This window comes from Novosphingobium sp. SG751A, from assembly GCF_013149295.1.
GTDB lineage: Bacteria > Pseudomonadota > Alphaproteobacteria > Sphingomonadales > Sphingomonadaceae > Novosphingobium.
The window spans coordinates 157,932-182,660 of record NZ_JABGCB010000005.1; the positions used below are offsets into that span (position 1 = coordinate 157,932).

Sequence of the window (24,729 nt, forward strand, 5' to 3'; positions counted from 1 at the left end):
GCGCAATAGCGCGAGGCATGAGCGAAACGATCTCCCTGACAGTGAATGGCGAGCCGCGCCGGATTGCCCATGGCGCCAGCGTGGCCGACCTTGTGGCCGAAATCGGCCTCAACCCGGCCAAGGTGGCGGTGGAGCGCAATGCGATCATCGTCCCGCGCAGCACGCTGGCCGATGTGGCGCTGAGCGATGGCGATGTGCTGGAGATCGTGCATTTTGTAGGGGGTGGTGACGTGAGCGCAGATGATACTTGGACCGTTGCGGGTCGCACTTTCCGGTCGCGCCTGATCGTGGGCACCGGCAAGTACAAGGATTTTGCCCAGAACGCCGCCGCGCTGGAGGCGTCGGGCGCGGAAATCGTCACCGTGGCCGTGCGCCGCGTGAATGTGTCGGACCCCAAGGCGCCGATGCTGACCGATTTCATCGACCCGCGTAAAGTGACCTATCTGCCCAACACCGCCGGTTGTTTTACCGCCGAGGATGCGATCCGCACCCTGCGCCTTGCGCGTGAGGCGGGCGGCTGGGATCTGGTCAAGCTCGAGGTGCTGGGCGAGGCGCGCACGCTTTATCCCGATATGCGCGAAACGCTCAAGGCGACCGAGGTGCTGGCCAAGGAAGGCTTCCTGCCCATGGTCTATTGCGTCGATGATCCGATTGCGGCCAAGCAGTTGGAAGAAGCGGGCGCCGTGGCGGTCATGCCTTTGGGCGCGCCGATCGGCTCGGGCCTTGGCATTCAGAACAAGGTGACGATCCGCCTGATCGTTGAAGGCGCCAAGGTGCCGGTGCTGGTCGATGCAGGCGTGGGCACGGCCTCGGATGCGGCCGTGGCGATGGAGCTGGGCGTGGACGGCGTGTTGATGAACACCGCCATTGCCGAGGCCCGCGATCCCATCCGCATGGCCCGCGCGATGCGCCTGGCCGTCGAGGCGGGGCGCGACGCTTATCTTGCCGGGCGCATGGCCACGCGCAAATATGCCGACCCGTCCAGCCCTCTTGCGGGCATGATCTGATCTGAACAAATGCATCCGGGGGGCTAATGAGCGCCCCTTAATAATTTCAATCAGATGGTTAACGCCTTTTTAAATGCATTGGGCGCAATTTGAACCTGAGGCCGGGAATCGTCCGGGCCGATGGGATCACGAAGATGGCACATACGGGTACGGCCACGCTCGCAATCGCCGAACTGCGCGAATTTGCCGGTTTCACGCCTTGCGAGCAGCGTTACATCAAGCGCAGCCTCGATGTGGGGCTGGGGCGTCAGGACGCTTTCAAGCTGTGGGCGCGCGATTCGGCGGAAAACGCCAGCATCCGCAGCCAGTACGTGATCTATCAGGAATTGAAGGCCTTGCGCGGCGAAAAACCCTGCGAGACCAATCTCGATGCGCTGGAAAGCTTTCTGGGCAAGCTGGTGCGTCTGACAGCTTTCGATCTGGCGCAGGAAAAGATCACGGGCTTTTCGGCCTACCGCTTCTTGTATGAGCGCCTGCTGGGCGCCGATGTGCGGCCCTGGTTGCCCTCCGCTTTCTGCGCGGCGGCGGCGCTGCCGCAGATCCGGCCCGAACGGCGCAAGAAGCTGTTGCAATCGATCAGCGAGGCGGCAGCCACCGCGCCGGGCTGGTCCACGCGCGAACCGGCCTTCTATCCCGAGTGGGTGGATAAGGAAGCGGCCTGATCGCCGCGTAAACATTCGTTGCGATAAAAGGTTAAGAATTGGCGCGAAGGGTGATCCCTTCGCGCCTTTTCTATGCCCGCCGCGCCTCTTCAGAAGGCAAAACAAAAGGCGCGGAAAAAGGGGTTGGCCCCTTTCCCGCGCCCTTGCTCAAGCTGTCGGATGATTATGCCGGAGCGTATTCGCCCAGCAGCTTGCGGGCCATTTCGCGCACTTCGGCGCCCATGTCCTCGCGCTGCAGCGCCAGCGCCAGGGTGGCCTCGACAAAGCCGACCTTCGAGCCGCAGTCATAGCGCTTGCCCTCAAAGGTCACGGCGTGGAACGGCTGGTGGCCGATCATCTGCGCCATCGCGTCGGTCAACTGGATTTCGCCGCCCGCGCCCTTGCCCTGCGTTTCCAGCACGGTCATCACTTCGGGCTGAAGGATATAGCGGCCCGAGATGATCAGGTTCGAAGGCGCCGCCTCCACCTTGGGCTTTTCGACAAGGCCGGTCACCTCGGTCAGATCGCCCTCGGACTTGCCCGGCGCGATCACGCCATAGGACGAGACTTCCTCACGCGGCACTTCGAGCACCGAGATCAGATTGCCGCCGGTCTTGTGATAGGCCTCGACCATCTGCTTCATGCAGCCCTTTTTGCCGATCATCAGTTCGTCGGGCAGGAAGATGGCGAAGGGTTCATTGCCGATCACGGCGCGTGCGCACCAGATCGCATGGCCCAGGCCCATCGGCACCTGCTGACGCACTGTGACCAGATTGCCCGGCTTGATCCGGGTGGGTTCGAGCACGTCGAGCGACTTGCCGCGCCCTTCCATCGTGGCTTCGAGTTCAAAGGCCGTGTCGAAATGTTCGACGATGGCGGTTTTGCCGCGGCCGGTCACAAAGATCAGCTGCTCGATGCCCGCTTCGCGCGCTTCATCGACGGCATACTGGATCAAAGGACGATCGACGATAGGCAGCATTTCCTTGGGGATAGCCTTGGTCGCGGGCAAAAAGCGCGTCCCAAGGCCTGCCACTGGAAATACCGCCTTGCGGACGGGCTTGATTTCACGCGAATGCATCATCATCTCTCGCTTTCGTTCCCGACTTCTTTGCCGAATTAGCTGTAGGTTTACCTAAAATACAAGTTCTACAACTTGGTTAATTTTTTCGACCTGCCTATTCGCAATCCGCCCCCAGCCTTTCACAATCCGCCCATTGCCGACAGCACAAATGGCTCCTAAACGGTGGCGTATGGACAAAATCATCATTCGCGGTGGCAAGCGACTTTCCGGAGCCATTCCGGTGTCGGGAGCCAAGAATTCGGCCCTCACCCTGCTGCCTTGCGCGCTGCTGACCGAGGAACCCCTGACCCTGCGCAATCTGCCGCGTCTGGCCGACGTGGACGGGTTCCAGCACTTGTTGAACCAGTTCGGCGTTTCTACGTCCATCGCGGGGACAAGGCCAGAGGATTTTGGTCGAGTCATGACCCTTCAGGCCACGCGCCTGACCAGCACGACCGCGCCTTATGAACTGGTGCGCAAAATGCGCGCCTCAATTCTGGTGCTGGGCCCCTTGCTGGCCCGCGCGGGCGAGGCGACCGTGTCGCTGCCGGGCGGCTGCGCGATCGGCAATCGCCCGATCGACCTGCACCTGAAGGTGCTGGAGGCCTTTGGCGCCACCATCGAGCTGACCTCGGGCTATGTTCGCGCCATTGCGCCTGATGGCGGGCTGCCCGGCGGGCGCTATGCCTTCCCGGTGGTTTCGGTGGGCGCGACGGAAAACGCGCTGATGGCGGCCAGCATGGCCAATGGCACCTGCCGCCTGCACAATGCCGCGCGCGAGCCTGAAATTGTCGATCTGTGCAACCTGCTGGTGGCGATGGGCGCCCAGATCGAGGGTATCGGCACTTCGGAACTCACCATTCATGGCGTAAAGCGCCTTCATGGTGCAACCTATCAGGTTATGCCGGACCGTATCGAAGCCGGCTCCTATGCCTGCGCCGCCGCGATCACCGGGGGTGAGGTCGAATTGCTGGGCGCGCGTGCCGATGAAATGGATGCGACGCTGGCCGCGCTGCGCGAGGCGGGCGTTCATATCGAACCGCGCAAGGACAGCATTTTCGTCGCCGCCAATGGCCCGATCCGCCCCGTCACCGTTTCAACCGCGCCTTATCCCGGTTTCGCCACCGACATGCAGGCGCAACTGATGGCTATGCTGACCCGCGCCGAGGGCACCAGCGTGCTGACCGAAACGATCTTTGAAAACCGCTATATGCACGTGCCAGAACTGACCCGCATGGGCGCACGGATCGAAACCAAGGGCCGCGTGGCCATCGTCCATGGCGTGCCGCGCCTGACCGGGGCCGAAGTGATGGCGACCGATCTGCGCGCTTCGATGAGTCTGGTGATTGCCGGCCTCGCCGCCGAAGGGCAGACCACGGTCCACCGCCTCTATCACCTTGATCGCGGCTATGAGCGGTTGGAAGAGAAATTCGCTCTGCTGGGCGCCGAAATCGAGCGCGTCGGCGGCGACTGAAATAGGGACCCGGCGGTTTTTGGACCGCCGGGTCAAACCTGCATTATCGGCGCGCCTCGACATAGCGGCAGCGCTTTTTCGCGGTGATCGTGCGGTCAATCGCGCGGCCCGCAAAGGCCCCGCCCACCGCGCCCGCCACCAATCCGACCGGCCCGCCCAGCGCTGCATGGCCCACCAGCGCGCCGCCTGCGCCACCCGCGATCAGACCCGCGGTGCCGCTCGACTTGCGGCAAACCTTGACCACGCGCTTGGCAGGGCGGGCTTCGGCCATCACGGGCGCTGCCACCACCGCCAGCGCCGAGGACATGGCGATCAGTTTGATGAAATTCGGCATAAGGCATCTCCTGTTTTGACTTGGCTGACGCCATAAAGCGCCAACCAAGTTCAACTCAAGATGAACGGTTTTTGCGACGAACTGTTCCTGAACGTTAAGGTTTGACAGGCGTTTCTACATCGCGGCACCGCTGCTTGGCGGTCAGCGTGCGCTCAAGGGCCTGTCCGGCAAAGGCGCCCGCGGCCGCGCCGCCCGCCGTGCCCAGAATACCGTTGTCGATCACCTTGTTGCCCAACACCGCGCCCAAGGCCGCGCCCGCCACGGCCCCGGTGGTCGAACTGGTGGTGTCGCAAACGCGGGTTTTCTGCATGACCGGCGCGGGAGCGGGGACCGGTGCGGGCGCAGGGGTGACGCTGGCCGTGGCGACCGGCTTGCGCTTGACGACCTTCTTCGTGGTCGCGGCCAAGGCAGGCTGGCCGCAGAGCGCGAAAGCGAGCAGGGCGAGGCTCGAAATCCTGTGAATCTTGCGCATGAAAAATCCCCCTCCGTTTCACCCGTCATCGCAAAATTGCGGAAATGCCGAAGGCCTCCGAAGCGATGACTATGGTTAATCCCAGTATTTTACCCTAGGGCAGACCGTGTATCAACCGCGACGAACGGTTGTGTCACCAGCCAAATTCTTACCGCCCCGGCCAGACCCGGCGGCGTTTCGCAGGCAATTCTTTCGGCATCGATTCGCGCCACCAGCGCATTGACCGACACACCTTCGCGCGCAGCCGCCTCGCGCAGCATATCCCAGAACAGGGGCTCAAGGCTGATCGAGGTCTTGTGTCCGGCAATCTCGACCGAGCGTTTGACGGGGGGGTGATAAGGCGGGGTGAGCATGGGGGGAGTGTAGTGGCGGGGGAGGGGAAGGGATAGATGCCTCCGGCGGGGTTTTATGCCTCCGGCGGGCAAAGGGACTCGTCCCTTTGCAATCCCGTTAATAGGGGGCAGCCAAAGGGCATAGGGTGTGTTTGGGGTGATGTTTGAGAGCCTGCGGCGCGGTGAAGTTATCCCTGTTTATCAAATCAGTCCTCGCGTCCAACACAAATGGCCGAACCCATCGCGCAACAAAGACAGTATCGGGGAGCCACGAGGGGCAAGCCCCTCGTGATACCACTTGTCTTAAAACACAAAAAAGGCGCGAGCCTTTCGACCCGCGCCCTTTCTCAAACCACGTAAACCGCGATTCCATCAATACATATGCTGCCCGCCGTTGATGCTCATGGTCGAGCCGGTGACGAAGCCTGCATCCTCGCTGCACAGGAAAGCCACGCCGCGCGCGATTTCCTCGGCATGGCCAAGGCGGCCCACCGGGATCTTGGCAACGATCTTTTCCAGCACCGGCGCGGGCACGGCGGCCACCATTTCGGTGTCGATATAGCCGGGCGCGATGGCGTTGACGGTCACGCCGAACTTGGCGCCTTCCTGGGCCAGCGCCTTGGTAAAGCCGTGGATGCCCGATTTGGCGGCGGCATAGTTGACCTGGCCATACTGACCCGCCTGACCGTTGATCGAGCCGATGTTGACGATGCGGCCCCAGCCGCGTTCGCGCATGCCGGGGAAAGTGGCCTTGGCCATGTTGAAGCAGCCGCCAAGGTTGACGCGGATCACTTCGTTCCAGTTCTCGAAGGTCATGCGATGCAGCACGCCGTCGCGCGTGATGCCGGCATTGTTGACCACCACATCGACCGGGCCCAGATCGGCCTCGACCTGCGCCACACCGGCAAGGGTGGCTTCATGATCGCCCACGTCCCATTTATAGGCGGCGATGCCGGTCGCCTCGGTGAAGGCTTTGGCCTTTTCATCATTGCCCGCGTAATTGGCGGCAACCGTATATCCCAGATCCTTGAGGGCGAGGCTGATCGCCTCGCCAATGCCCCGCGTACCACCTGTAACGATTGCCACTCGCGTCATGCATTTCCTCCAAAAGATGTTGGCCAGAGAACATCCGAGCCACAAGTGCTATCGGCGCAATGCGACAGTGGCAAGTAAGTTGGCGGGGCGTTACGCGCAAAAACTGCGCAGTTTAGCGCAAGACTGGAGGTAAATTGCGATATATGCTGCATGTGCGAAGTAAATTTACAGATTACGCATTTGCAGCATTGGATGGGTCGCGTACAATTCGGGGGCAATTACGTGATTTTGCGCGCCAATTGTCTGTCAAATACCACGCGGCGGATCAGAATCGGAATTGCGTGCCGACAAAGACGGCCTGACTGTCCGACTTGGTGTCATTGGTGGGTTTCAGCCGGTCGCGGTCCTGCGAATAGCGCACGCCCGCCGTCACGTCGAAATTGCGCGTGACGCGATAGGACCCGCCCACATCGACGCTTTGTTCGCCAAAGCTTTCCAGCGTGCGCGGCGCACGGCCCGCCCTTTCGCGGTCGACCAGTTGAATATGGGGCGCCAGCCGCGAATCGCTGCCGCTCTCGACGCGGGGAAAGGCCGAGAGGTCGGGCATTTCATGCTTGGTATGATCGTTACCGGGCAGCGAATAGGTCGAGGTCAGCGATGAAAAGCTCTGATACCCGCGCGACAGACCAAGATTGTAGGCATTGGGCGCCACGCGCGTATTGGGTCCGGCGGGGGCAATACGCTGGGCCGGGCCGCGCACGACAATCGCCCGCGCGGTTTCGGCATCCACCCGCACTGCCACCGTCACCGACCGGTCAGGCCGCGTGGCCAGCCCCGCGGGGGTGAAATGAAACAGCGCTTCCTTGCCTTGCATGAACTGGGCCTGCTGGCGTGCGGCCATGGCGCGGGCGGCGCGCGGGTCCAGTTCGCTGGACGAGAAATTGCCCTGATCGGTGCCGGAATCGGCGCTTTCGGCGACGGTTTCAAACCGCGTCGAAAAGGCCAGCACCGCGCTGGGCAACGCGAGCAGCCCGACAGCCCCGGCCATTACCAGAGCGGGCATCGAACTGCGCGGGGCGGAAGAAAGAATGGCCTGCATCATCGTCGCTTACATCGGGGCCGGATTCCTTTCCGGCGTCGGATATTCCATACACCTCAAATTGTAAGCGCGCCATGATGAACCTTGGCTGCACGCCATTCTCATGTTCAGCCAAGGTTCACGCCGTCGCTGGCCAAGAAAGAAGCGTGCCCAACGCCCCTTGTCGCGCGCTTTTTGGCGGTTATAGAGACTTGCCAACCGATGCGCGCGCGCTGTGCGGGCAGGATGGCGACGAACCAGTTTTTTTGGGACCCAAGCGTTTGGGTTTTTTGGACGGAAAGTGCAGAACCGATGATGGCCAGCAAGGCTCCTGCCCGTAAGTTGATCAGCCCGATGCTGCGTGGGGGCGCGGTGGCCCTGGCCCTGCTGGCGCTGGGCGGGTGCAAGGTCGGCAATATGCGCGTGCATAATCCGATCCATATCAAGCATCACCGCGTCACCCGCACCACGCTGACGCTGCCGCCCTCGAACCTGACCACGATCGGGGTGAATGCCTATCTCTGGCGCGCGGCGCTCGATTCGGTGTCCTTCATGCCCCTGCTGCAAAGCGATGCGAACAGCGGCGTGATCGTCACCGACTGGTATTCGAACCCGTCGAACCCGGGTGAGCGGATGAAGCTGACGATTGCGATCCTCGACAAGGACCTGCGCAGCGACGCGCTGCGCGTGACGGCGGCGCGTCAGGTGTCGAAGGACGGTTTCTGGACCGATGCGCCGGTGGCGGCCGCCACGGTTCAGCGACTGGAGGACGTGATCCTGACCAAGGCGCGCGATCTGCGTCAGGCCACGCTGATCAAGTAAACATCAATTCTGACCGTTTGCCTCCCGCCTTGCCCCCGTACCGGCAAGTCGGGAGGCTTTCTGGTATAAAGGGCATGAGCAATGAGTGAGCGTTTCGATTCCAGTGTTGCCGATGGCAAGTGGCAACGCGTGTGGGACGAGAAGCAGAGCTTCCGGGCCGATGACAAGAGCGACAAGCCGCGTTCCTATGTCCTGGAAATGTTTCCCTATCCATCGGGACGTATCCATATCGGCCATGTGCGCAATTACACGATGGGCGATGTGCTGGCCCGTTATAAGAAGATGCAGGGCTTTGAAGTGCTGCATCCGATGGGCTGGGACGCGTTCGGCATGCCCGCCGAAAATGCCGCGATGGAAAAGGGCGTTCACCCCGGCGGATGGACCCGCGACAATATCGCCAACATGAAGGCGCAGTTGAAGCGCCTTGGCTTCGCGCTCGACTGGAGCCGCGAACTGGCGACCTGCGAGCCGGAATATTACGGTCAGGAACAGTCGCTGTTTGTCGATCTCTATGCGGCGGGCCTTGTTTATCGCAAGGAATCGACCGTCAATTGGGATCCGGTCGACAACACTGTTCTGGCCAATGAGCAGGTGATCGACGGGCGCGGCTGGCGTTCGGGCGCGCTGGTGGAAAAGCGCAAGCTCAACCAGTGGTTTTTGAAGATCACCGACTTTGCCGACGAATTGCTCGAGGGTCTGGGCGCGCTTGAGCATTGGCCCGAAAAGGTCAAGCTGATGCAGGAAAACTGGATCGGCAAGTCGCAGGGGTTGCAGTTCAAGTTTAGCGGCGATGCCGAGATTGAGGTCTATTCGACCCGCCCGGACACTTTGTTCGGCGCCAGCTTTGTCGCCATCGCCGCCGATCATCCGATCGCGCAGAAGCTGGCCGCCGAGCGCGCCGAGGTTGCCGATTTCATCGCGCTGTGCAAGCAGGGCGGGACCACGGCGGCGGAATTGGAAACGGCGGAAAAGCTGGGCTTTGACACCGGCCTGCGCGTGGCGCATCCGTTGGACGCGGAATGGCAATTGCCGGTCTATATCGCCAATTTCGTGCTGATGGATTATGGTACGGGCGCAGTCTTCGGCTGCCCCGCGCATGACCAGCGCGATATTGATTTTGCGCGCAAATATGGCCTGCCCGTTACCCGCGTGGTGGCTGATGGCGAGAATACCGCGCCCGTTTTCGAGGGGGACGAGGCCTACACCGGCGCGGGCACTCTGGTGAACTCGCAATTCCTCAACGGCATGGAAGTCGAGGCCGCCAAAGCCGCCGTCATCGCCAAGGCCGAAGCCGAAGGCTGGGGCGAGGGCAAGACCGTGTGGCGTCTGCGCGACTGGGGCGTTTCGCGCCAGCGCTATTGGGGCACGCCGATCCCCTTCATCCATTGCGAGGTCTGCGGCGTGGTGCCGGTGCCCAAGAAGCACCTGCCCGTGACCCTGCCCGAAGATGTGACCTTTGACGTGCCCGGCAACCCGCTGGACCGCCATCCGACGTGGAAGCATGTCGATTGCCCGCAATGCGGCCATGCCGCGCGGCGCGAGACGGATACGCTGGACACGTTCGTCGACAGCTCGTGGTATTTCCTGCGTTTCGCCAGCCAGCCTGACGATGCGCCGTTCGATCCGGCGGAAATCGCGCGCTGGCTGCCGGTGGGGCAGTATATTGGCGGGATCGAACATGCGATCCTCCACCTGCTCTATGCTCGCTTCTGGACCCGCGCTCTGGCCCGTATCGGCAAGATCGATGTGACCGAGCCTTTCGCCAGCCTGTTTACGCAGGGCATGGTGACGCATGAGACATACAGCCGCGTCGATCCCGGCAATGGTCAGCCGATCTGGTTTGCGCCCAGCGATGTCGAGCGCACCAGCGAAGGCGGGACGCTGAAGGCCGATGGCGCGCCGGTGGACATTGGCCGCGTCATCAAGATGTCGAAGTCCAAGAAGAACGTCGTGGACCCCGACGAGATCGTCGAGACTTACGGCGCCGATGCGATCCGCTGGTTCATGCTGTCCGACAGCCCGCCCGAGCGCGATCTGCCGTGGAGCGAGGCTGGCATCGAGGGCTGCGCGCGCTTTGTGCAGCGTTTGTGGCGCCTGTTCGCGCAATATGATGCCGCCGCGACTGGCGAGGACAAGGCCGTGGACCGCAAGGCCCATCAGACCGTCCATGCCATCGCCGCCGACATTGAGGCGCTCAGCTTCAACAAGGCCGTGGCGCGCATTTACGAATTGACCGGCGTTGTCGAAAAGGCCGCGCCCAGCGCCAGCCGCAGCGCCGCGATTAAGGCGGTCCTGCTGCTGATCGCGCCGATGATGCCGCATCTGGCCGAGGAAGCATGGGCCACCATTGGTGATGATCTGATCGCCGAAGCCGCATGGCCCGCTGTCGATCCGGCGCTGCTGGTCGATGATGAGGTGACCATTGCGGTTCAGGTCAAGGGCAAGCTGCGTGACACGCTGACCGTGGCCAAGGGGACCGCGAAAGAAGAACTGGAAGCGCTGGCTTTGGCCTCGGAAAAGGTGCAGCGTGCGCTCGAGGGCGCCGCAATCAAGAAGGTGATCGTGGTGCCTGATCGCCTCGTCAATCTGGTGGTCTGATTATGCGTCGATTCCTGCCTCTGTGTGCTTTGGCCATGCTGCCCGCCTTGCAGGGCTGCGCCTTGCAGCCGCTCTATGCGGGCGGGGCGCAGGCCGGCGTGGCGCAGGGGCTGGGGTCGATCTCGGTTTCGCCCATTCAGGGCAAGGCCGGGTGGCTGATGCATAATGCGCTGGTCGATCAACTGGGCACCCCGCCTGAGGGGGGCACGCCGCGCTATCGGCTGGAGGTGCGGCTGGACGATCAGTTGCTCGGTCTGGGCCTGCTCTCGAACAATACGGTGGGGCGTGAGCGGCGTATCCTGCGCGCGCGCTATCAGTTGATCGATGCGGCCAGCGGGGCGATCCTGCTGGACGCTACGGCGGGTTCGGATGCGGGCATGGATGTGGTTTCGTCCGAATATGCCACAGTGGCGGCCGAGCAGACCGCGTTGGAGAACCTGACGCGCGTTGTTGCAGGGCGAATCGTAACCAATTTGGCCGTTAAGCTGCGCGCGAGGCAATGAAAGCCACCCAGCGCGACTTCGTCAACCTTGCGCCACGGGCGGCGCAGACCATGCGCGTCTTCTTCCTTTGCGGCACCGATGACGCCAGCGTGCAGGATGCGGCCTTTCGCATCGCCTCCTTGCTGCCCGACGCGGGCGAGCGGGTGGAGTTTACCGGGGCCGAGCTGAAGCGCGACCCGGTGCGGCTGGGCGATGAGGCGCGCTCGACATCCTTGTTTGGCGATACGCGCCATATCTGGGTGCGCTGTTCGGGCGACGAGGCGCATGATGCGGTCGAAAACCTGATCTCGAGCGACGTGGCACCCTGTCCGGTCATCATTCAGGCCGCCAATGCCAGCGACAAGTCGCGCACGGCCAAGCTGCTGGAAAAGCGCGATGATGCGTTGGTGGCGATGTTCTATCCGCCCGATCTGGCCTCGGTCACGGCTTCAGTGCGCCAGATGGCCGATGCGGCCGGGGCGCCGATGGACCGCGAGTTGGCCCAGCGTATTGCGGCTGCGGTAGGATTGGATACGCGCCTGGCGGCCTCTGAAGTTACCAAGTTGGCGCTTTATCTGGATGCCACCCCCGAAAGGCCGCGTCCGGCCTCGCTGGAGGCCTTCGAGGCGGTGGGGGCCAAAACCGAAGAGGATGGTTTTACCACATTGGTGAATACTGTCCTGAATGGGGACAGCGGCAGGCTGAAGGCTGAGTTGCGCCGTATGGCTGAACTGGAGCTTAACCCGGTTGGCCTGCTGCTCGCTTTTGAGCGGCGTGTTGCCCAATTGGCACAATTGGCCGGACGACTCGGAACCAACCCGGATATTTCCGCCTTTATGGAGGGCGAAAAGGCATCAAGACGGGTTTTTTTCAAGGATGTTCCGGACCTTAGCCGCCAGTTGCGGATCTGGCGCGGTCGCCCCCTTGCCCGACTCGCCCAGCGCCTGATGGCCCTCCATCGCAGCCTGATGGTCAATAACCAGACAGCAGAATTGCTGCTTGCTCAAGAGCTTGCGGAAATTGCCCGCTATGCCAAATCCCGTTGCTAGACGCTGTTTTGTTTAACCTTTTCGGAAAACATTAGAGATCCGAGTTAAGGTTGAATGAATTTTTAATTTTGCTGCAATGCAGCGGCGTGTTAGTGCTTTTACTAGGGTGACAAGACCGGAAGTGTTAGGGCCTAGCGCTCGTCACGAACCGGCGTTGATGCGGCAAAGTTAGCAGGGTGGAGCAAGCATGAACGCGCCAGTAGCACGTGTGTCCGGTTCGTTGCGTAAACGGGCCAAGGCAAGAGCAAAAGCATTGCGTATGCCGCTGATGCCTTCGTTGCAGCAGCGTCGTCTTCAATGCTACCTGGCATTTATGCTGGGTGATGTTCTGGCGATCTTCGCCGGATTTGCGATTGCAGGTTATTTGCGCGCCGAAACTTTCACCGGCGCCACGGTGATGCTGTCGCAGCTGGTGCTGCCGGTCTATCTGACCATTGCGCTGTATAACGACGCCTATTCCATCGAATCCCTGCGCAGCACCAGCCATAGCGCGACCCGCTCTTTGCTGGCGCTGGGCCTGTCGGCGGCAACGGTTACCTTTGTAACCTTTTATGCGCGCTCGACCGACAATTATTCGCGCATGGTGTTTACCATTGGCGTGGTGGTATCGGCGCTGTTCGTGCTGGTCAACCGCGTGGCGATGCGGCGTTTTGTGCGCTGGCGCTGCGGTGTGTCCGTGATCAACCAGTTGGTGATCGACGATGGCGGGCCCGATATTACCCTGCACGGCGCTTTTCACGTTTCGGCGCAGAGCTTTGCTTTGGCCCCGGTGCTGGATGATCCCCATGCGCTGGACCGGATCGGGATGATTATCCGCAATGCCGATCGCGTGGTGATCAGTTCGGTGCCTGAACGGCGCGCGAACTGGTCGATCATTCTCAAGGGCGCGAATGTCGCGGGCGAGGTGGTCGATGACACCGTGCTCGAACTCTCGGCGCAGGGCGCGCGGATCGCCAATGGGCATGGGCTGCTGCTGGTTTCGGTGGGGCCGATGGGCCTGCGCGACAGATTGCAGAAGCGGATGCTTGACGCCTTTGTCGCCGGTTCGGCTTTGTTTTTGCTGTCTCCGATCCTGTTGCTCGTCGCGCTGGCGATCAAGCTGGAGGATGGCGGGCCAGTCTTTTTCATCCAGCGTCGCGTGGGTCGGGGCAATCGCTTCTTTCCGATCTTCAAGTTCCGCAGCATGAGCGTGAATAAGATCGGCCGGAACGGGACCCAGTCGGCAGCCAAGGACGACAAGCGGATTACGCGCGTCGGAAAGATCATCCGTTCGACCAGCATTGATGAATTACCGCAACTTATCAACGTTCTGCGTGGTGATATGAGCCTTGTTGGCCCGCGCCCGCACGCCACTGGCTCGATGGCCGGGGGTAAGTTGTTCTGGGAAGTCGATCCGCGCTATTGGGAGCGTCATGCCCTCAAGCCTGGTCTGACGGGGCTGGCCCAGATTCGCGGTTATCGCGGGGCGACCGACCGCGAGGAGGATTTGACCGACCGGCTCTATGCCGATCTGGAATATCTCCATGGATGGTCGCTGTGGCGCGACATCTGGATCATGTTGATGACGCTTCGCGTGGTCGTCCACTCAAGGGCGTTTTAACTTACTGGCTAATGTACCAAGTGGGTTTGAAACCTGTTCATAAACCTTTGCGGTGCATGGCGGCGCCGTGAATCTGGAAAAGTGCGTTTCCGGTTGCCTGCCCTGCGTTAAACTGCGTTGAATGGTGGCCGCTCGCGCTGGACTCGGAAAGACATACCGTGTAGTTACCTAGGTAATATATCGGTTTATCCCAGTAGCGGGAGTTGGTGATGTGACGGGGTCTTCGGCATCCTCCGCAAAGGGGCAAAAGCTTTATTACGCGACTTTAACGCCGCGTCGATTGGCTGGAGGACCGGTTGGTTCCAGTCGCCTGCTGTCCGCTTTCGCGGGGGAGTGATTGGTGCGAAGTCTCCTCGTTAATCAAGGCAGCGCCACGTTTCTTGCCATGGCCAGTCTGGCCGTGCTGATGCTGGCCGGCGGCGGGGGCGATGCGGCACCCGCTTTGGCCGGATTGGTTCAGGCTATCGTTGCTGTGCTGGCCATTGCGCGGCTGTTGGCGCCCTCGCGCTATCATGTGTCGCCGCCGCGCACGGCTTATGTTGTGGCCGGTCTGGCGATTGCTTTGCCGGTGCTGCAACTGGTGCCTTTGCCGCCTTCGATCTGGCATGCTTTGCCGGGCCGTGAATTGACGCTGGCGACGCTGCAACTGGTGGGGGCCGGGGATAGTTGGCGCCCGGTGAGCCTTTATCCATTCGAAACGCTTGCAGTTTTGACTACACTGGCGCCCGCCGCGATCATGTTGCTGATGGCCACTTCGATCGGCGCTTCGGGGCGGCTGTTGCTGTTGATCCTGATCGTGTTTGTGGCTTTGCTGGCTCTTGCCGTGGGCGCGATGCAGGTTTCGGGCGCTGAAGGGAATCCATTTAGGTTCTATAGCTCAAGCTCAAATCTCCTGAACGGTTTTCAGTCGAACCGCAGCGGACAGGCCGATATTTTCCTGATCGCCATCGTCTGTGTCGGCGGCATCACCCGTGAGCTTTATCCCAAGGCGGCGATTTCGGGGCGACGCTGGCGCTTTTTGCTGCTGAACGGCACGGCGGGTCTGCTTTTTGCGCTGGCTGTGGTGTTGACGCGGTCGCGTTTCGGCATGGTCATGGTGCCTTTTGCGCTGTTGTTTCAACTGGCTTTTCTGCGTCCCGCGCTGGGCATGTCGCAAAGGGCCTTCGCCGGTCTGGTCGCCTTGCTGCTGGCTGCGGGCGGAGCGGCGCTGGCGCTGCTGGCCACCATTCCCAAGGTTGCGGAATCGCTCGGCCGCTTTTTGACGAAGACGGAGCTGCGTCCCGAAATCTGGAAGGACACGCTCTATCTCATCGACAAATATTCGCCCTGGGGCACCGGTATGGGCACGTTCGAGCCGGTGTTTCAGCTTGATGAGCGGCTGGACTGGCTGACCTTTCGGATCGTCAATCGCGCGCATTGCGATTTTCTTGAACTTTATCTCGAAGGCGGCGTGCCCGCTGCCATAATTCTGAGCGTTATCGTCGCTATTGTGATCGTCGCGGCGGTCAAAGCGCTGCGCAAATCCTCGGCTCCCGGCCGTTGGCAGGTATGGTGTGCCGTTTGGGGACTGTTCCTGATTGGGGCGCATTCGGTCTTTGACTACCCATTACGCTCCATGTCGCTCGAAGCTATATTCGCCGTTCTTGTCGCGATCATTCTTGGCGGTGCGCGACGGACTGTTTCTCGTTCCGAAATGGAAGTGCATGTATGAAGATGATGGGGCGCGGTGCGATTGTGGTGGGGGTGGCGCTCGGTCTGGCCGGCTGCGGCACGGTCCGTCCGAACTCGAACATTCCTCATGGGGATGCCGCCTACAAGCTGATCCCGGCCGTCGAGAACGGCAACGACCTGGGCGCTATTCAGCCCGGTGATCGTCTGTCGATCCGCGTGGTGGGCGAACCCGATATTTCGGGCGAGCAATATTGGGTGGATGGCGCGGGCCGCGTACAGATGCCGCTGGTGGGCGAATTCACGGTGGTCGGGCGCAACACCCAATCGGTTCGTGAAGAGATCGAAAAGCGGTTGGCGGTGGCCTATATCCGCAACCCTCTGGTTTCCATCAGCATTGTCGAGCATGCCAAATTCGGCCTGACAGTTGAAGGCGAAGTGCAGCGGGCGGGGCGCTTCGAAGCCTCTCCGGGCATGACCCTGCTGGGCGCGATCGCGCAGGCGGGCAGCACGAGCAAGGATGCCAAGCTCAACGAAGTCTATCTGTTCCGCGAAAGAGGCGAGCAGAAGATCGGCGCCCGTTTCGATCTGACCTCCATTCGCAGCGGCCGGAGCCCCGATCCGCAGATCCAGCCCGGCGACGTGGTGGTGGTCGGCCGTTCGGCTCTGAAGGGCACCTGGCATGAATTCCTTGCCGCGGCGCCTTTTGCCAACGTCTATTACAATTTGGCTCGGTGAATCCTTTCCCGATTGACCCCAAGCATCAGGATACTTGACCTTGTCGACAGTTGCTCCAACCGAAAATTTGGATCAGGAAAACCCTCTGGCTCCCTCCGGAGGCGGTCTTAATTTTCGCTACATCTATGCGGTGCTGCGCGCAAATCTTGTGCTTGTCGTGTCGCTGTTCTTCGGGTCATTGCTGATCTCGATCCTGGTCACGCTGCTGCAGACGCCTTTGTATATCGCGCGCAGCACGGTTCAGATCAACAACAGCACCAGCCGCGTTCTGTCCAAGGACAATGACGAGGGGCAGGGCGAAGATGCCAGCGCGATGCAGGACACCGATCGCTATCTCAAAACGCAGATGGAGATCCTCAAGAGCCGGTCGCTGGCGCTGCGGGTTGCCGATGCGCTCAAGCTGGTGGACAATCCGGCTTTTTACGAGGCCATGCGCACCAAGCCCAATCCGGCCGGTGTTGCGCGTACGCAGGCTTCGCTGCGCGCGGCCGGGCTGCTGATCAAGGGGCTGGACGTGACCATCCCGCGCGACAGCCGTATCGCGACGATCTCGTTTGAATCGGCCGATCCCGCCCTGTCCGCCAAGATCGCCAACGCCTATGCCAGCGAATTCATCCAGTCCAGCCTTCAGCGCAAGTTTGAAAGCTCGGGTTATGCGCGTGAATTTCTGGCCCGCCAGCTGGTCGAGGTGAAGGACAAGTTCGAACAGTCGGAACGCGCGCTCAACGGCTATGCCCGTTCGGCCGGTCTGATCCGTTCGAGCAGCGATGTCGGGGGCGGCACGCAGGGCGCCGGTTCGGGCCCCTCGGTGATCGGGGCCAGCCTTAACCAGTTCAACCAGTCGGCCAACGAAGCCAAGACCCGCCGCATTGCTGCTGAATCGCGCTGGCGTGCGATCAATTCGGGGCCGCTGCTCAACGCCACCGAGGTGGTGACCAATGCGGCGGTGTCCAACCTGCTGACCCAGCGCGCCACCGCGCTGGCCGCGCTCGAGGAAGAGCGCGCCCGCCACCTTGACGGCTATCCCACGGTTGCGGCCAAGCAGGCCCAGCTGCAGGCGCTCAACAGCCAGATCCAGACGCTGGCCAACAATGTGCGCAATGCGATCAAGTCGGAATATGAAGCCGCGATCAAGGCCGAAACCGAGCTGAGCGGACAGGTGGACCGCCTGAAGGCCGACACCCTGAACGAACAGGACCGCACGGTTCAGTACAATCTGCTTCAGCATGAAGTACAGACCAACCGCGAATTGTACGACGGCCTGCTCCAGCGCTATAAGGAGCTGAACGCTTCGGCCGGGATCAGCACCTCGAACATTTCGGTGATCGACACGGCCCAGGCCCCCGGTCGTCCCAGCTCTCCTGATATTCTCAAGAACCTGCTCTACGGCTTTGCGGGCAGCCTTGTGCTGACGGCGATGGTTCTGTTCATTAAGGAACAGTTCGATGACTCGGTCCGCATCCCCGAGGATGTGGAAACCAAGCTGGCCATTCCGCTGCTGGGCGTGGTTCCCGTGTCGAGCAGCAACAATCCCGTGCTGGAACTGGACGATCCCAAGTCCCAGATTTCCGAGGCGTATAACTCCTTGCGCGGCTCGCTGCTCTTTGCGACCCAGCATGGTCTGCCCAGGCTGTTCATGATCACCAGCGCCCAGCCCGCTGAAGGCAAGAGCACCAGCAGCTATGCCACTGCGCTGACGCTGGCCCGCATGAAGAAGAAGGTGCTGCTGATCGACGCCGACTTGCGGCGCCCTTCGCAGCACCGCTTGATCGATTACGACAATACCAAAGGTCTGTCGGACGTGCTGACTTCCCAGTCTTCGATGGCCGATCTGGCCCAGCCGACTGATCAGCCGGGGCTCTTCATGCTGACCTCGGGGCCGATTCCGCCCAGCCCGACCGAAATGCTCTCCAGCATGCGGATGCGCGAGGCGCTTGAAGAGGCCAAGAAGGACTTTGACGTCATCCTGATCGACTCCCCGCCGGTGCTGGGTCTGGCCGACGCGCCGATGATCGCGGCCATCGTCGAGGGTGTGGTCTTCATCGTCGAATCCGACCGCAGCCGTCACGGTTCGCTCAAGACTTCGCTGCGCCGCCTGCGCGCGGTGCGCAGCAACATCCTGGGCGGCGTACTGACCAAGTTCGACCCGCTCAAGAGCGGAAGCCGCTACTCGTCCTATTATGGCTATGAATATTACCAGTATCAGTATGGCTATTCGGTCGGCAACGATCGGGACAAGAAGCGGTAAGCGCGAATAGGTAGGGGACTTGCGTTGCCTGTGCTGAACAAGACAGTGACTTGGGGACTTGGAGCCATCGCCGCGGCCTATGCGGTGGTGGCTCTGGCGGCCGGCGCGGATCGGGGGGCGGTGAACACCTCCGCTCTGGCCGGGGTTCTGCCTTCCGCATTGGCCCCCAACGCACGCATGGCACAGGTAAGGGACGCCCTTGCACGCCGTGATGGGCCCGCCGCGGTCAAGCTGGCGCGCGCTTCGATCCTTGATGCTCCGCTCGATGCCCGGCGGCTCAGCGCCTATGGGGTGGCGCTGGGGCTGACAGGAAATTCGGCCAAGGGCTATGATGCTTTCCTGCTGGCCGGTCAGATGGGCTGGCGCGATCCGGCCACGCAGATCTTCTGGATGCAGGCCGCGCTCGATCTGGGCGATGCGCCGGTGGCGGCGATGCGGCTTGACGGCTTGTTGCGTACCCGGCCGCAGATGGCCGATCAGGCCGAGCTGACCGGTGCGTTTGACACCAATGCGAATTTTGGCGACGCGCTGATCGCGCGGATGCAGGCCAAGCCTGAATGGATCAGCGCCTATGTCGGCAGCACCCGCCTGCTGGAGGGGGACAGGCTGAACAGCCGTGTGGCCCTGTTGGAGCGGATGGCCGGGACCGGGCTGAAGGTGGGCTGTGAGCAGATCGCGCAGGTGGTTGATCCTCTGACGCGGCGGGGCATGTTCGATGCGGCCTTTGGCCTGTGGCGCAGCCATTGCGATGATCGACCTGCGGGGCTCATCATGGACGGCGAATTTGCCGCCTATAATCCGGCCTATGAGGAAACGCTGCCGTTCCGCTGGCGGGTTCCGGCTTCGGGCGATCTCAACGTTTCGGAAGAGCCGCAGAAGTCGGGCGGCAAATTGCTGGAAATGCGCAATGTTTCGCCCACTCCGATGGTCGCCGCCAGCCAGTTGGCGATGATCGGCGGGGGGCAATATCGGTTGACCTGGCTGGCGCGCGATACAACCGGGCGGGCCTCGGTCTCGATGGTGCCGCGCCTGTGGTGCGCCGATGCCAAGCAGGTTGACGCGCAGGATCGGACCCTGTTGCCTGACGGCCGCTGGCAGGCCGTCTTTAAAGTATCGGATCAGAGCTGTTCGGCGTGGAGCCTCCAGTTCACTTTGCAGCCTACCAGCTATCCTGTCACTTTCGGATCGGTGACGATGGCGCGGGATGGCGTCGGGCGATAGGTTCATCGCCCGCTAATTGCCCGTGGGGCATGGAACAATGCGTCGACCCGAAGGGACCGGGGAGACCGTTTTTTCGCGCCCTGATGACGGGTTCAGTCTGGGTCAGGCCGATGATGCGGCATCGCGAAACGGGGCGATGGCGTTTTTCGGTCCGACCTGTTTTGTCCACTCAGGCACGGCGTAAATTGGGGGCGATATGCGCAAGGATCGCTTGAAGAGATTAGCATTGGTCTGGAGCCAGTTTGCCGCCTACCATGTGGATCGCTGCGAGGCGGTGGGCATGGCGACGGCGGGCCGGGCGCAGGTGCTGGCAGTGGAGGTGGCCACCTCTTCGAAGCTCTATGCCTGGGAGGCATCGGGCGGGATCGCCCATGCCGAAAAGCTGACCTTGTTCGATGGCTGCCAATATGAAGACGTGTCGCCCTGGCGGCGCTTTCGCAAGCTGTTTGCCACGCTTGCGGGCTGCGATGTGGCCTATATCGGCATCGGTTATCATGAACCGGAGATCGTACCGCTGGTCTGGCTGCTGCGCCTTTTTGGCGTGCGGGTGATCCTGATGCTCGATTCGAAATTCGACGATTCCCCCCGCAAGAGCTGGTTTGAATTTCTCAAGTCGCTGGGGCTGGCGGCCTATAGCGGGGCAATTGTCGCTGGTAAACGCCACTTTGACTATATTCGGTTTTTGGGTTTCAAACGGCGAATGGTACTTCCCGGATACGATTGTGTTGGGGTCGATCGTATCCGAAAATGCCTGACACCAGAAGATGTCAGCCGATCTTGGGATGATCGGGACTTCTTATTTGTGGGGCGTTTCGTCGAAAAGAAGAATTTGACGACGCTGATCGACGCTTATGCGCTGTATCACGCGCAGGCGGGCGACAAAGCGCGGCGTCTTGTGTTGATGGGCGACGGGCCGTTGCGCGATGAAATCGAACGAAAAATCGCAAACATGGGATTAGGGCATAAAATTATCATAATAGGGTTTATGCCTAGCCAAACCGTAGTAAAAGCTATGGCAGGAGCTCTAGCTTTGCTTCTTGTCAGCCATGAGGAACAGTGGGGGCTGGTCATCAATGAAGCGGTTGCGGTCGGTTTGCCGGTGATTGCATCATCCACTTGCGGGGCAACCGATCTGTTGGTTCGCAATCTGGTGAATGGCTATGTGGTCGATTGCGCTTCGGTCGAAGGCATCGCTTCGGCCATGACGCGAATGACCCGTTCTCAGGGCGAGTGGCAAACCATGTCCGAGGAATCGACAAAACTGGCCCACCTTGGGGATGCCAGTTTTTTTGCTCAGTCGGTCATGCAGATCGCGACGGTAACTTAAAGCATCGGCCAGCGTGCCCCGAAATAATTGAGGCGATTTGTGCATTCTATCGGATTTCTCTGGGCCCAGTTCTCGTCCTATCATGTCGACCGCTGTGTGGCGGCGGCCCATCGTCTGGCGGGGCGGACGCATGTCTATGCGGTTCAGGTCTGCACGAAATCGCATCTTTATAAATGGGAACCGTTCAAGGATGTGGCCGGGGCCACCACGGTGACGCTGTTTCCCGACACGGTTTATGAATCGATCACCCCCTGGGCGCGTTTCTGGAAACAGTATCACGCGCTGCGCCGCTGCAAGACGGTGTTTATCGGCGTCGCCTACAGCGAGCCCGAGATCCTGCCGCTGGTGGTGCTGCTGCGCCTTTCGGGCGTGCGCGTCATCATGATGAGCGCGACCAAATATGACGATTTTTCCCGCTCAGCCTGGGTCGAACTGATCAAGGGCGCGCTGCTATCGGTCTATCAGGGGGCGATTGTCGGCGGGCGGCGCCAGATGGAATATCTGCGCTTTCTGGGCTTTCGCAAGCGGCCGGTGCTGACCGGTTATAATGCGGTCGGACTGGACCGCGTGCGCGAACAGGGGCTGGCTTTTCTGCCGCCCGAAGGCGTGGCCTTTCGCGATCGCCCGTTCATTTATGTGGGCCGCTTTGTGCCCAAGAAGAACCTGAACGTGCTGCTCGAAGGTTTTGCGCAATATGTGGCGCGGGTGGGCCGCGAACAGGCGCATAAGCTGGTGATGGTGGGTTCGGGCCCGCTCGAAGGGGCGCTGCGCGAACAGATCGCGGCGGCGGGGATCGAGGATCTGGTCGAATTTCCCGGCTTTCTGACCGCGCCGCAGGTGGCGGGCGAACTGGCGCGCTGTCTTGCGCTGGTGCTGGTCAGCACCGAGGAGCAATGGGGTTTGGTGGTCAATGAGGCGCTCGCGTTTGGCGCGCCCATGCTCACCTCCTCGCCGGTCGGGTCGAATGACGCGCTGACGCGCAATCTGGTGAACGGCTATATCGTCGAGCCGGAATCGGCCGACGGGATCGGTCGCGCGCTGGGCCAGCTTTCGGCCGATGAGGAATCGTGGAACGCGATGCGCGAGGAATCGCTCAAGCGCCGCTGGATGGGCGATTCAGAGCGTTTTGCCGATGCTGTCGAAGTGATGCTCTATCCCGACGCCGCCGAGGCGCGCGAGCGGGTGATGCGCTTCATGCAGGAAATGGGCGCGGACGTTTAAGGGCCGGAAGCCCGGCTTAGGGCGGTGGCGGAGGCATTTTCGCCCGTTTCCGGCGAAAATGCGCGGCGCCATCCCCTAATGCGCGGTCAAGGCGCGCATCCGAACCGATTGCTTAACAGTCTATTTTCCGAATCCGACCAATCCTCCGGTCGCCGCGCTCCTTTGCGCCCCGAAGAGACGTGCGCGCCACATGGTTGATACGGCGTGCTTTTGCCTGTTGCGGACAATGGGCTTTACCGAACATTAGCTGAATAAGCCGATGATGTTGCTAAAATTAATCTAAAATCGGGACGACAATCTACACCGATCTGGCTGCTTCTTTGTTCCGGGTTTTCCTCCCGCCGGGTGTAACCTGACGGCGCAGTGTAAGGAAAACAGGATCGGATCACCTGCTTCACGCGCCCGCACCCCACACTCGTCCCACGCGAATGCGCGGCGCGAGTGTGGGGTGCGTATGTGCGGCGGGCGAACGTACAAGGGCAGCTTGTTGAAATGTCCACGACTATCATAACCGGGACGCGCGCGGTCGTGTCGCGTTTTCGCAATGCCTTCTGGGCGGTTGCCTTATTGAGCGCGGTGCTCAACGTGCTGATGCTGGGCGGCTCCATCTACATGATGATGGTCTATGACTCGGTCTTGCCCAGCCACAGCCTGCCCACGCTGTTCGGCCTGTTTGTGATGATCGTGATCGTCTATATTTTTCAGGCGCTGTTCGACCGTATGCGGCAGCGGATGCTCAGCGATATCGGCGAGACGCTGGACCGCGAACTGGCGCCTCATGTGCAATATGTGATGTCCGAAACGGTGCTGCGCGGCGGACGGCGCGCAGGCGACGGCCTCATCGCGATGCGCGATCTGGATTCGGTGCGCAGCTGGCTTTCGGGCAGCGGGCCGGCCGCCCTGATCGACTTGCCGTGGATATTGCTGTTCCTGATCGTGGTGGCCTTTTTGCACCCGCTGCTGATGGTGACCACGCTGGTGGGGGCGATCATCATGCTGGGGCTGACCTGGCTGACCGATGCGACCACGCGCAAGCCGATGCAGAAGCTCTCGCAGATCGTGTCGATCCGCAACGAACTGGCCGAAAACAATCTGCGCCATGTTGAAATGCTGGTGGCGCTGGGGATGCGGCAACGGATGCAGGATCGTTGGGCGCAGGTGAACCGCTACTATCTGTCGGCCAACGCGCATCTGTCCAATTCCAGCGGGACCATCGGCGGGATCAGCAAGACGTTCCGCATGCTGCTGCAATCCATCCTGCTGACGGTGGGGGCGCTGCTGGTGCTGGACGGCAAGGCCAGCGGGGGCATCATCTTTGCAGGCAATATGCTGTGCGGGCGGGCGCTGGCGCCGATTGATTCGGCCATTGCGCAATGGCGATCCTTTGCCGCCGCGCGCAGCGGATGGGCCCGGCTGCAACTGCTGTTCGAGAAAGTCCCCCCCGCCGAGGAAGCCGGGGTGATCCTGCCGCCGCCGACCAAGTCTCTGGCCCTGCAACAGGTTTTCGCCGCGCCGCAGGGTACGCAGACGCTGACGCTGAGCGGGATCAATTTTACGCTCAAGGCGGGCGAGGCGTTGGGCGTGATCGGGCCGAGCGCTTCGGGCAAGACAACGCTGGCGCGGGTGATGACCGGGGTGTGGCAACCGGTGCGCGGCGCGGTGCGGCTCGACGGCGCCACGCTGGACCAATGGGACCGCGAAAGGCTGGGCTCCTTCATCGGCTATCTGCCCCAATCCGTGGAATTGATGGAGGGGACCGTTGCCGAAAATATCGCCCGTTTCGATCCCGATCTCGACAGCACCAAGGTGATCGCCGCCGCGCGGGCCGCCGGGGTGCATGAACTCATCATCCGTTTGCCCAACGGCTATGAAACCGATGTGGGCAGCGAGGGGGCGGGACTTTCCGCAGGACAGCGTCAGCGTATCGGTCTGGCCCGGGCGCTTTATGACGATCCGTTTCTGGTCGTGCTGGACGAGCCCAATTCGAATCTGGACGGCGATGGCGAGGCCGCGCTGGGCCATGCCATCGCCGGGGTGCGCGCGCGCGGCGGCATTGCCGTGGTCATCGCCCATCGCCCCTCGGCCCTGGCGCAGGTCAGCCATGTGCTGTTCATGCGCGAAGGGCGGGCCGAACAATTCGGCCTGCGCGACGAGGTGCTGCGCGCCGTCAGCCGCCAGCCCGAAAGGGTGACCAATGGCAAGACCCCCGCGCCCAAGCCCGATGAAACGCTTGCCGCCACCGGCGATGGCAAACCGGATGAGAGCGCCAAGGATCCCGCGCTGAACAATGAAAATGACGTCAACGGGCAGGAGGTCTGATCC

General features: G+C 61.6%; 22 protein-coding genes. 15 read left to right on the plus strand and 7 right to left on the minus strand.

The annotated features are described in order from the left end of the window. Positions 1-17: 17 nt before the first annotated feature. Together thiS and FHW96_RS08520 are read left to right on the plus strand one after the other, a co-directional pair. Positions 18-1,007: a sulfur carrier protein ThiS gene (gene thiS, locus FHW96_RS08515; protein WP_172340127.1), complete on the plus strand. Its 990-nt coding sequence runs from the start codon at positions 18-20 to the stop codon at positions 1,005-1,007. A 134-nt stretch (positions 1,008-1,141) separates the two neighbouring features. Continuing rightward, entirely contained in the window at positions 1,142-1,669 is a 528-nt protein-coding gene (locus FHW96_RS08520; protein WP_172340128.1) for a hypothetical protein, read from the plus strand. A 163-nt stretch (positions 1,670-1,832) separates the two neighbouring features. Here FHW96_RS08520 and galU read toward each other — a convergent pair whose 3' ends face one another. After that, the gene (galU, locus tag FHW96_RS08525; RefSeq protein WP_172340274.1) at positions 1,833-2,729 is read right to left on the minus strand and encodes a UTP--glucose-1-phosphate uridylyltransferase GalU; all 897 of its coding nucleotides are present in this window, start codon (positions 2,727-2,729) and stop codon (positions 1,833-1,835) included. Between the two features lie 169 nt (positions 2,730-2,898). Here galU and murA point away from each other — a divergent pair, with 169 nt between their 5' ends. Beyond that, positions 2,899-4,182, plus strand: a complete 1,284-nt coding sequence (murA, locus tag FHW96_RS08530) for a UDP-N-acetylglucosamine 1-carboxyvinyltransferase (RefSeq protein WP_168603348.1) — start codon at positions 2,899-2,901, stop codon at positions 4,180-4,182. 43 nt (positions 4,183-4,225) lie between these two features. Here the strand turns inward: murA and FHW96_RS08535 are convergent, their stop codons facing one another. The 6 genes from FHW96_RS08535 to FHW96_RS08560 all read right to left on the minus strand — a co-directional run bounded on the left by FHW96_RS08535 (position 4,226) and on the right by FHW96_RS08560 (position 7,759). Continuing rightward, a complete protein-coding gene (locus tag FHW96_RS08535) occupies positions 4,226-4,516 on the minus strand; it encodes a hypothetical protein (protein ID WP_168603349.1) in 291 nt (96 codons plus the stop codon). Positions 4,517-4,610: 94 nt separating this feature from the next. Beyond that, complete coding sequence (locus FHW96_RS26165) at positions 4,611-4,988, minus strand: glycine zipper 2TM domain-containing protein (protein WP_253950824.1); 378 nt, start codon at positions 4,986-4,988, stop codon at positions 4,611-4,613. 89 nt (positions 4,989-5,077) lie between these two features. Beyond that, positions 5,078-5,341 (minus strand): ribbon-helix-helix domain-containing protein, encoded by a 264-nt coding sequence (locus FHW96_RS08545; protein WP_172340129.1) that lies wholly within the window; start codon positions 5,339-5,341, stop codon positions 5,078-5,080. A 351-nt stretch (positions 5,342-5,692) separates the two neighbouring features. Beyond that, a complete protein-coding gene (gene phbB / locus FHW96_RS08550; RefSeq protein ID WP_168603351.1) occupies positions 5,693-6,415 on the minus strand; it encodes an acetoacetyl-CoA reductase in 723 nt (240 codons plus the stop codon). Between the two features lie 265 nt (positions 6,416-6,680). Then, positions 6,681-7,418, minus strand: coding sequence for a hypothetical protein (locus FHW96_RS08555; protein WP_172340130.1), 738 nt, complete (start codon positions 7,416-7,418; stop codon positions 6,681-6,683). A gap of 143 nt (positions 7,419-7,561) precedes the next feature. Next, positions 7,562-7,759, minus strand: coding sequence for a hypothetical protein (locus FHW96_RS08560; RefSeq protein ID WP_172340131.1), 198 nt, complete (start codon positions 7,757-7,759; stop codon positions 7,562-7,564). Between FHW96_RS08560 and FHW96_RS08565 the strand changes: the two genes are divergently transcribed. The 12 genes from FHW96_RS08565 to FHW96_RS08620 all read left to right on the plus strand — a co-directional run bounded on the left by FHW96_RS08565 (position 7,746) and on the right by FHW96_RS08620 (position 24,726). After that, positions 7,746-8,255, plus strand: a complete 510-nt coding sequence (locus FHW96_RS08565) for a DUF3576 domain-containing protein (RefSeq protein ID WP_253950825.1) — start codon at positions 7,746-7,748, stop codon at positions 8,253-8,255. The two genes, FHW96_RS08560 and FHW96_RS08565, sit on opposite strands and share 14 nt — an antisense overlap. Before the next feature lie 81 nt (positions 8,256-8,336). Continuing rightward, positions 8,337-10,853, plus strand: coding sequence for a leucine--tRNA ligase (leuS, locus tag FHW96_RS08570; protein WP_172340132.1), 2,517 nt, complete (start codon positions 8,337-8,339; stop codon positions 10,851-10,853). A 35-nt stretch (positions 10,854-10,888) separates the two neighbouring features. Further along, a complete protein-coding gene (lptE, locus tag FHW96_RS08575; RefSeq protein ID WP_371815673.1) occupies positions 10,889-11,356 on the plus strand; it encodes an LPS assembly lipoprotein LptE in 468 nt (155 codons plus the stop codon). Then, on the plus strand, positions 11,353-12,384 hold the full coding sequence (holA, locus tag FHW96_RS08580; RefSeq protein ID WP_172340134.1) for a DNA polymerase III subunit delta: 1,032 nt from the start codon (positions 11,353-11,355) through the stop codon (positions 12,382-12,384). The genes lptE and holA overlap by 4 nt, the downstream gene beginning before the upstream one ends. 313 nt (positions 12,385-12,697) lie before the next feature. After that, positions 12,698-13,984, plus strand: a complete 1,287-nt coding sequence (locus tag FHW96_RS08585; RefSeq protein WP_253950826.1) for an exopolysaccharide biosynthesis polyprenyl glycosylphosphotransferase — start codon at positions 12,698-12,700, stop codon at positions 13,982-13,984. A 340-nt stretch (positions 13,985-14,324) separates the two neighbouring features. After that, entirely contained in the window at positions 14,325-15,695 is a 1,371-nt protein-coding gene (locus tag FHW96_RS26690) for an O-antigen ligase family protein (RefSeq protein WP_172340136.1), read from the plus strand. Beyond that, a complete protein-coding gene (locus tag FHW96_RS08595; protein ID WP_172340137.1) occupies positions 15,692-16,390 on the plus strand; it encodes a polysaccharide biosynthesis/export family protein in 699 nt (232 codons plus the stop codon). The genes FHW96_RS26690 and FHW96_RS08595 overlap by 4 nt, the downstream gene beginning before the upstream one ends. A gap of 67 nt (positions 16,391-16,457) precedes the next feature. Beyond that, positions 16,458-18,638: a polysaccharide biosynthesis tyrosine autokinase gene (locus FHW96_RS08600; protein WP_172340138.1), complete on the plus strand. Its 2,181-nt coding sequence runs from the start codon at positions 16,458-16,460 to the stop codon at positions 18,636-18,638. A gap of 45 nt (positions 18,639-18,683) precedes the next feature. After that, positions 18,684-19,859: a hypothetical protein gene (locus tag FHW96_RS08605; protein ID WP_172340139.1), complete on the plus strand. Its 1,176-nt coding sequence runs from the start codon at positions 18,684-18,686 to the stop codon at positions 19,857-19,859. A gap of 196 nt (positions 19,860-20,055) precedes the next feature. Next, entirely contained in the window at positions 20,056-21,186 is a 1,131-nt protein-coding gene (locus FHW96_RS08610) for a glycosyltransferase (protein ID WP_172340140.1), read from the plus strand. A gap of 39 nt (positions 21,187-21,225) precedes the next feature. Beyond that, positions 21,226-22,407 carry a glycosyltransferase gene (locus FHW96_RS26695; protein WP_172340141.1) on the plus strand — a complete coding sequence of 394 codons (1,182 nt, stop codon included), beginning with the start codon at positions 21,226-21,228 and terminating at the stop codon, positions 22,405-22,407. A gap of 492 nt (positions 22,408-22,899) precedes the next feature. Further along, a complete protein-coding gene (locus FHW96_RS08620; protein WP_172340142.1) occupies positions 22,900-24,726 on the plus strand; it encodes a type I secretion system permease/ATPase in 1,827 nt (608 codons plus the stop codon). Positions 24,727-24,729 lie beyond the last annotated feature (3 nt).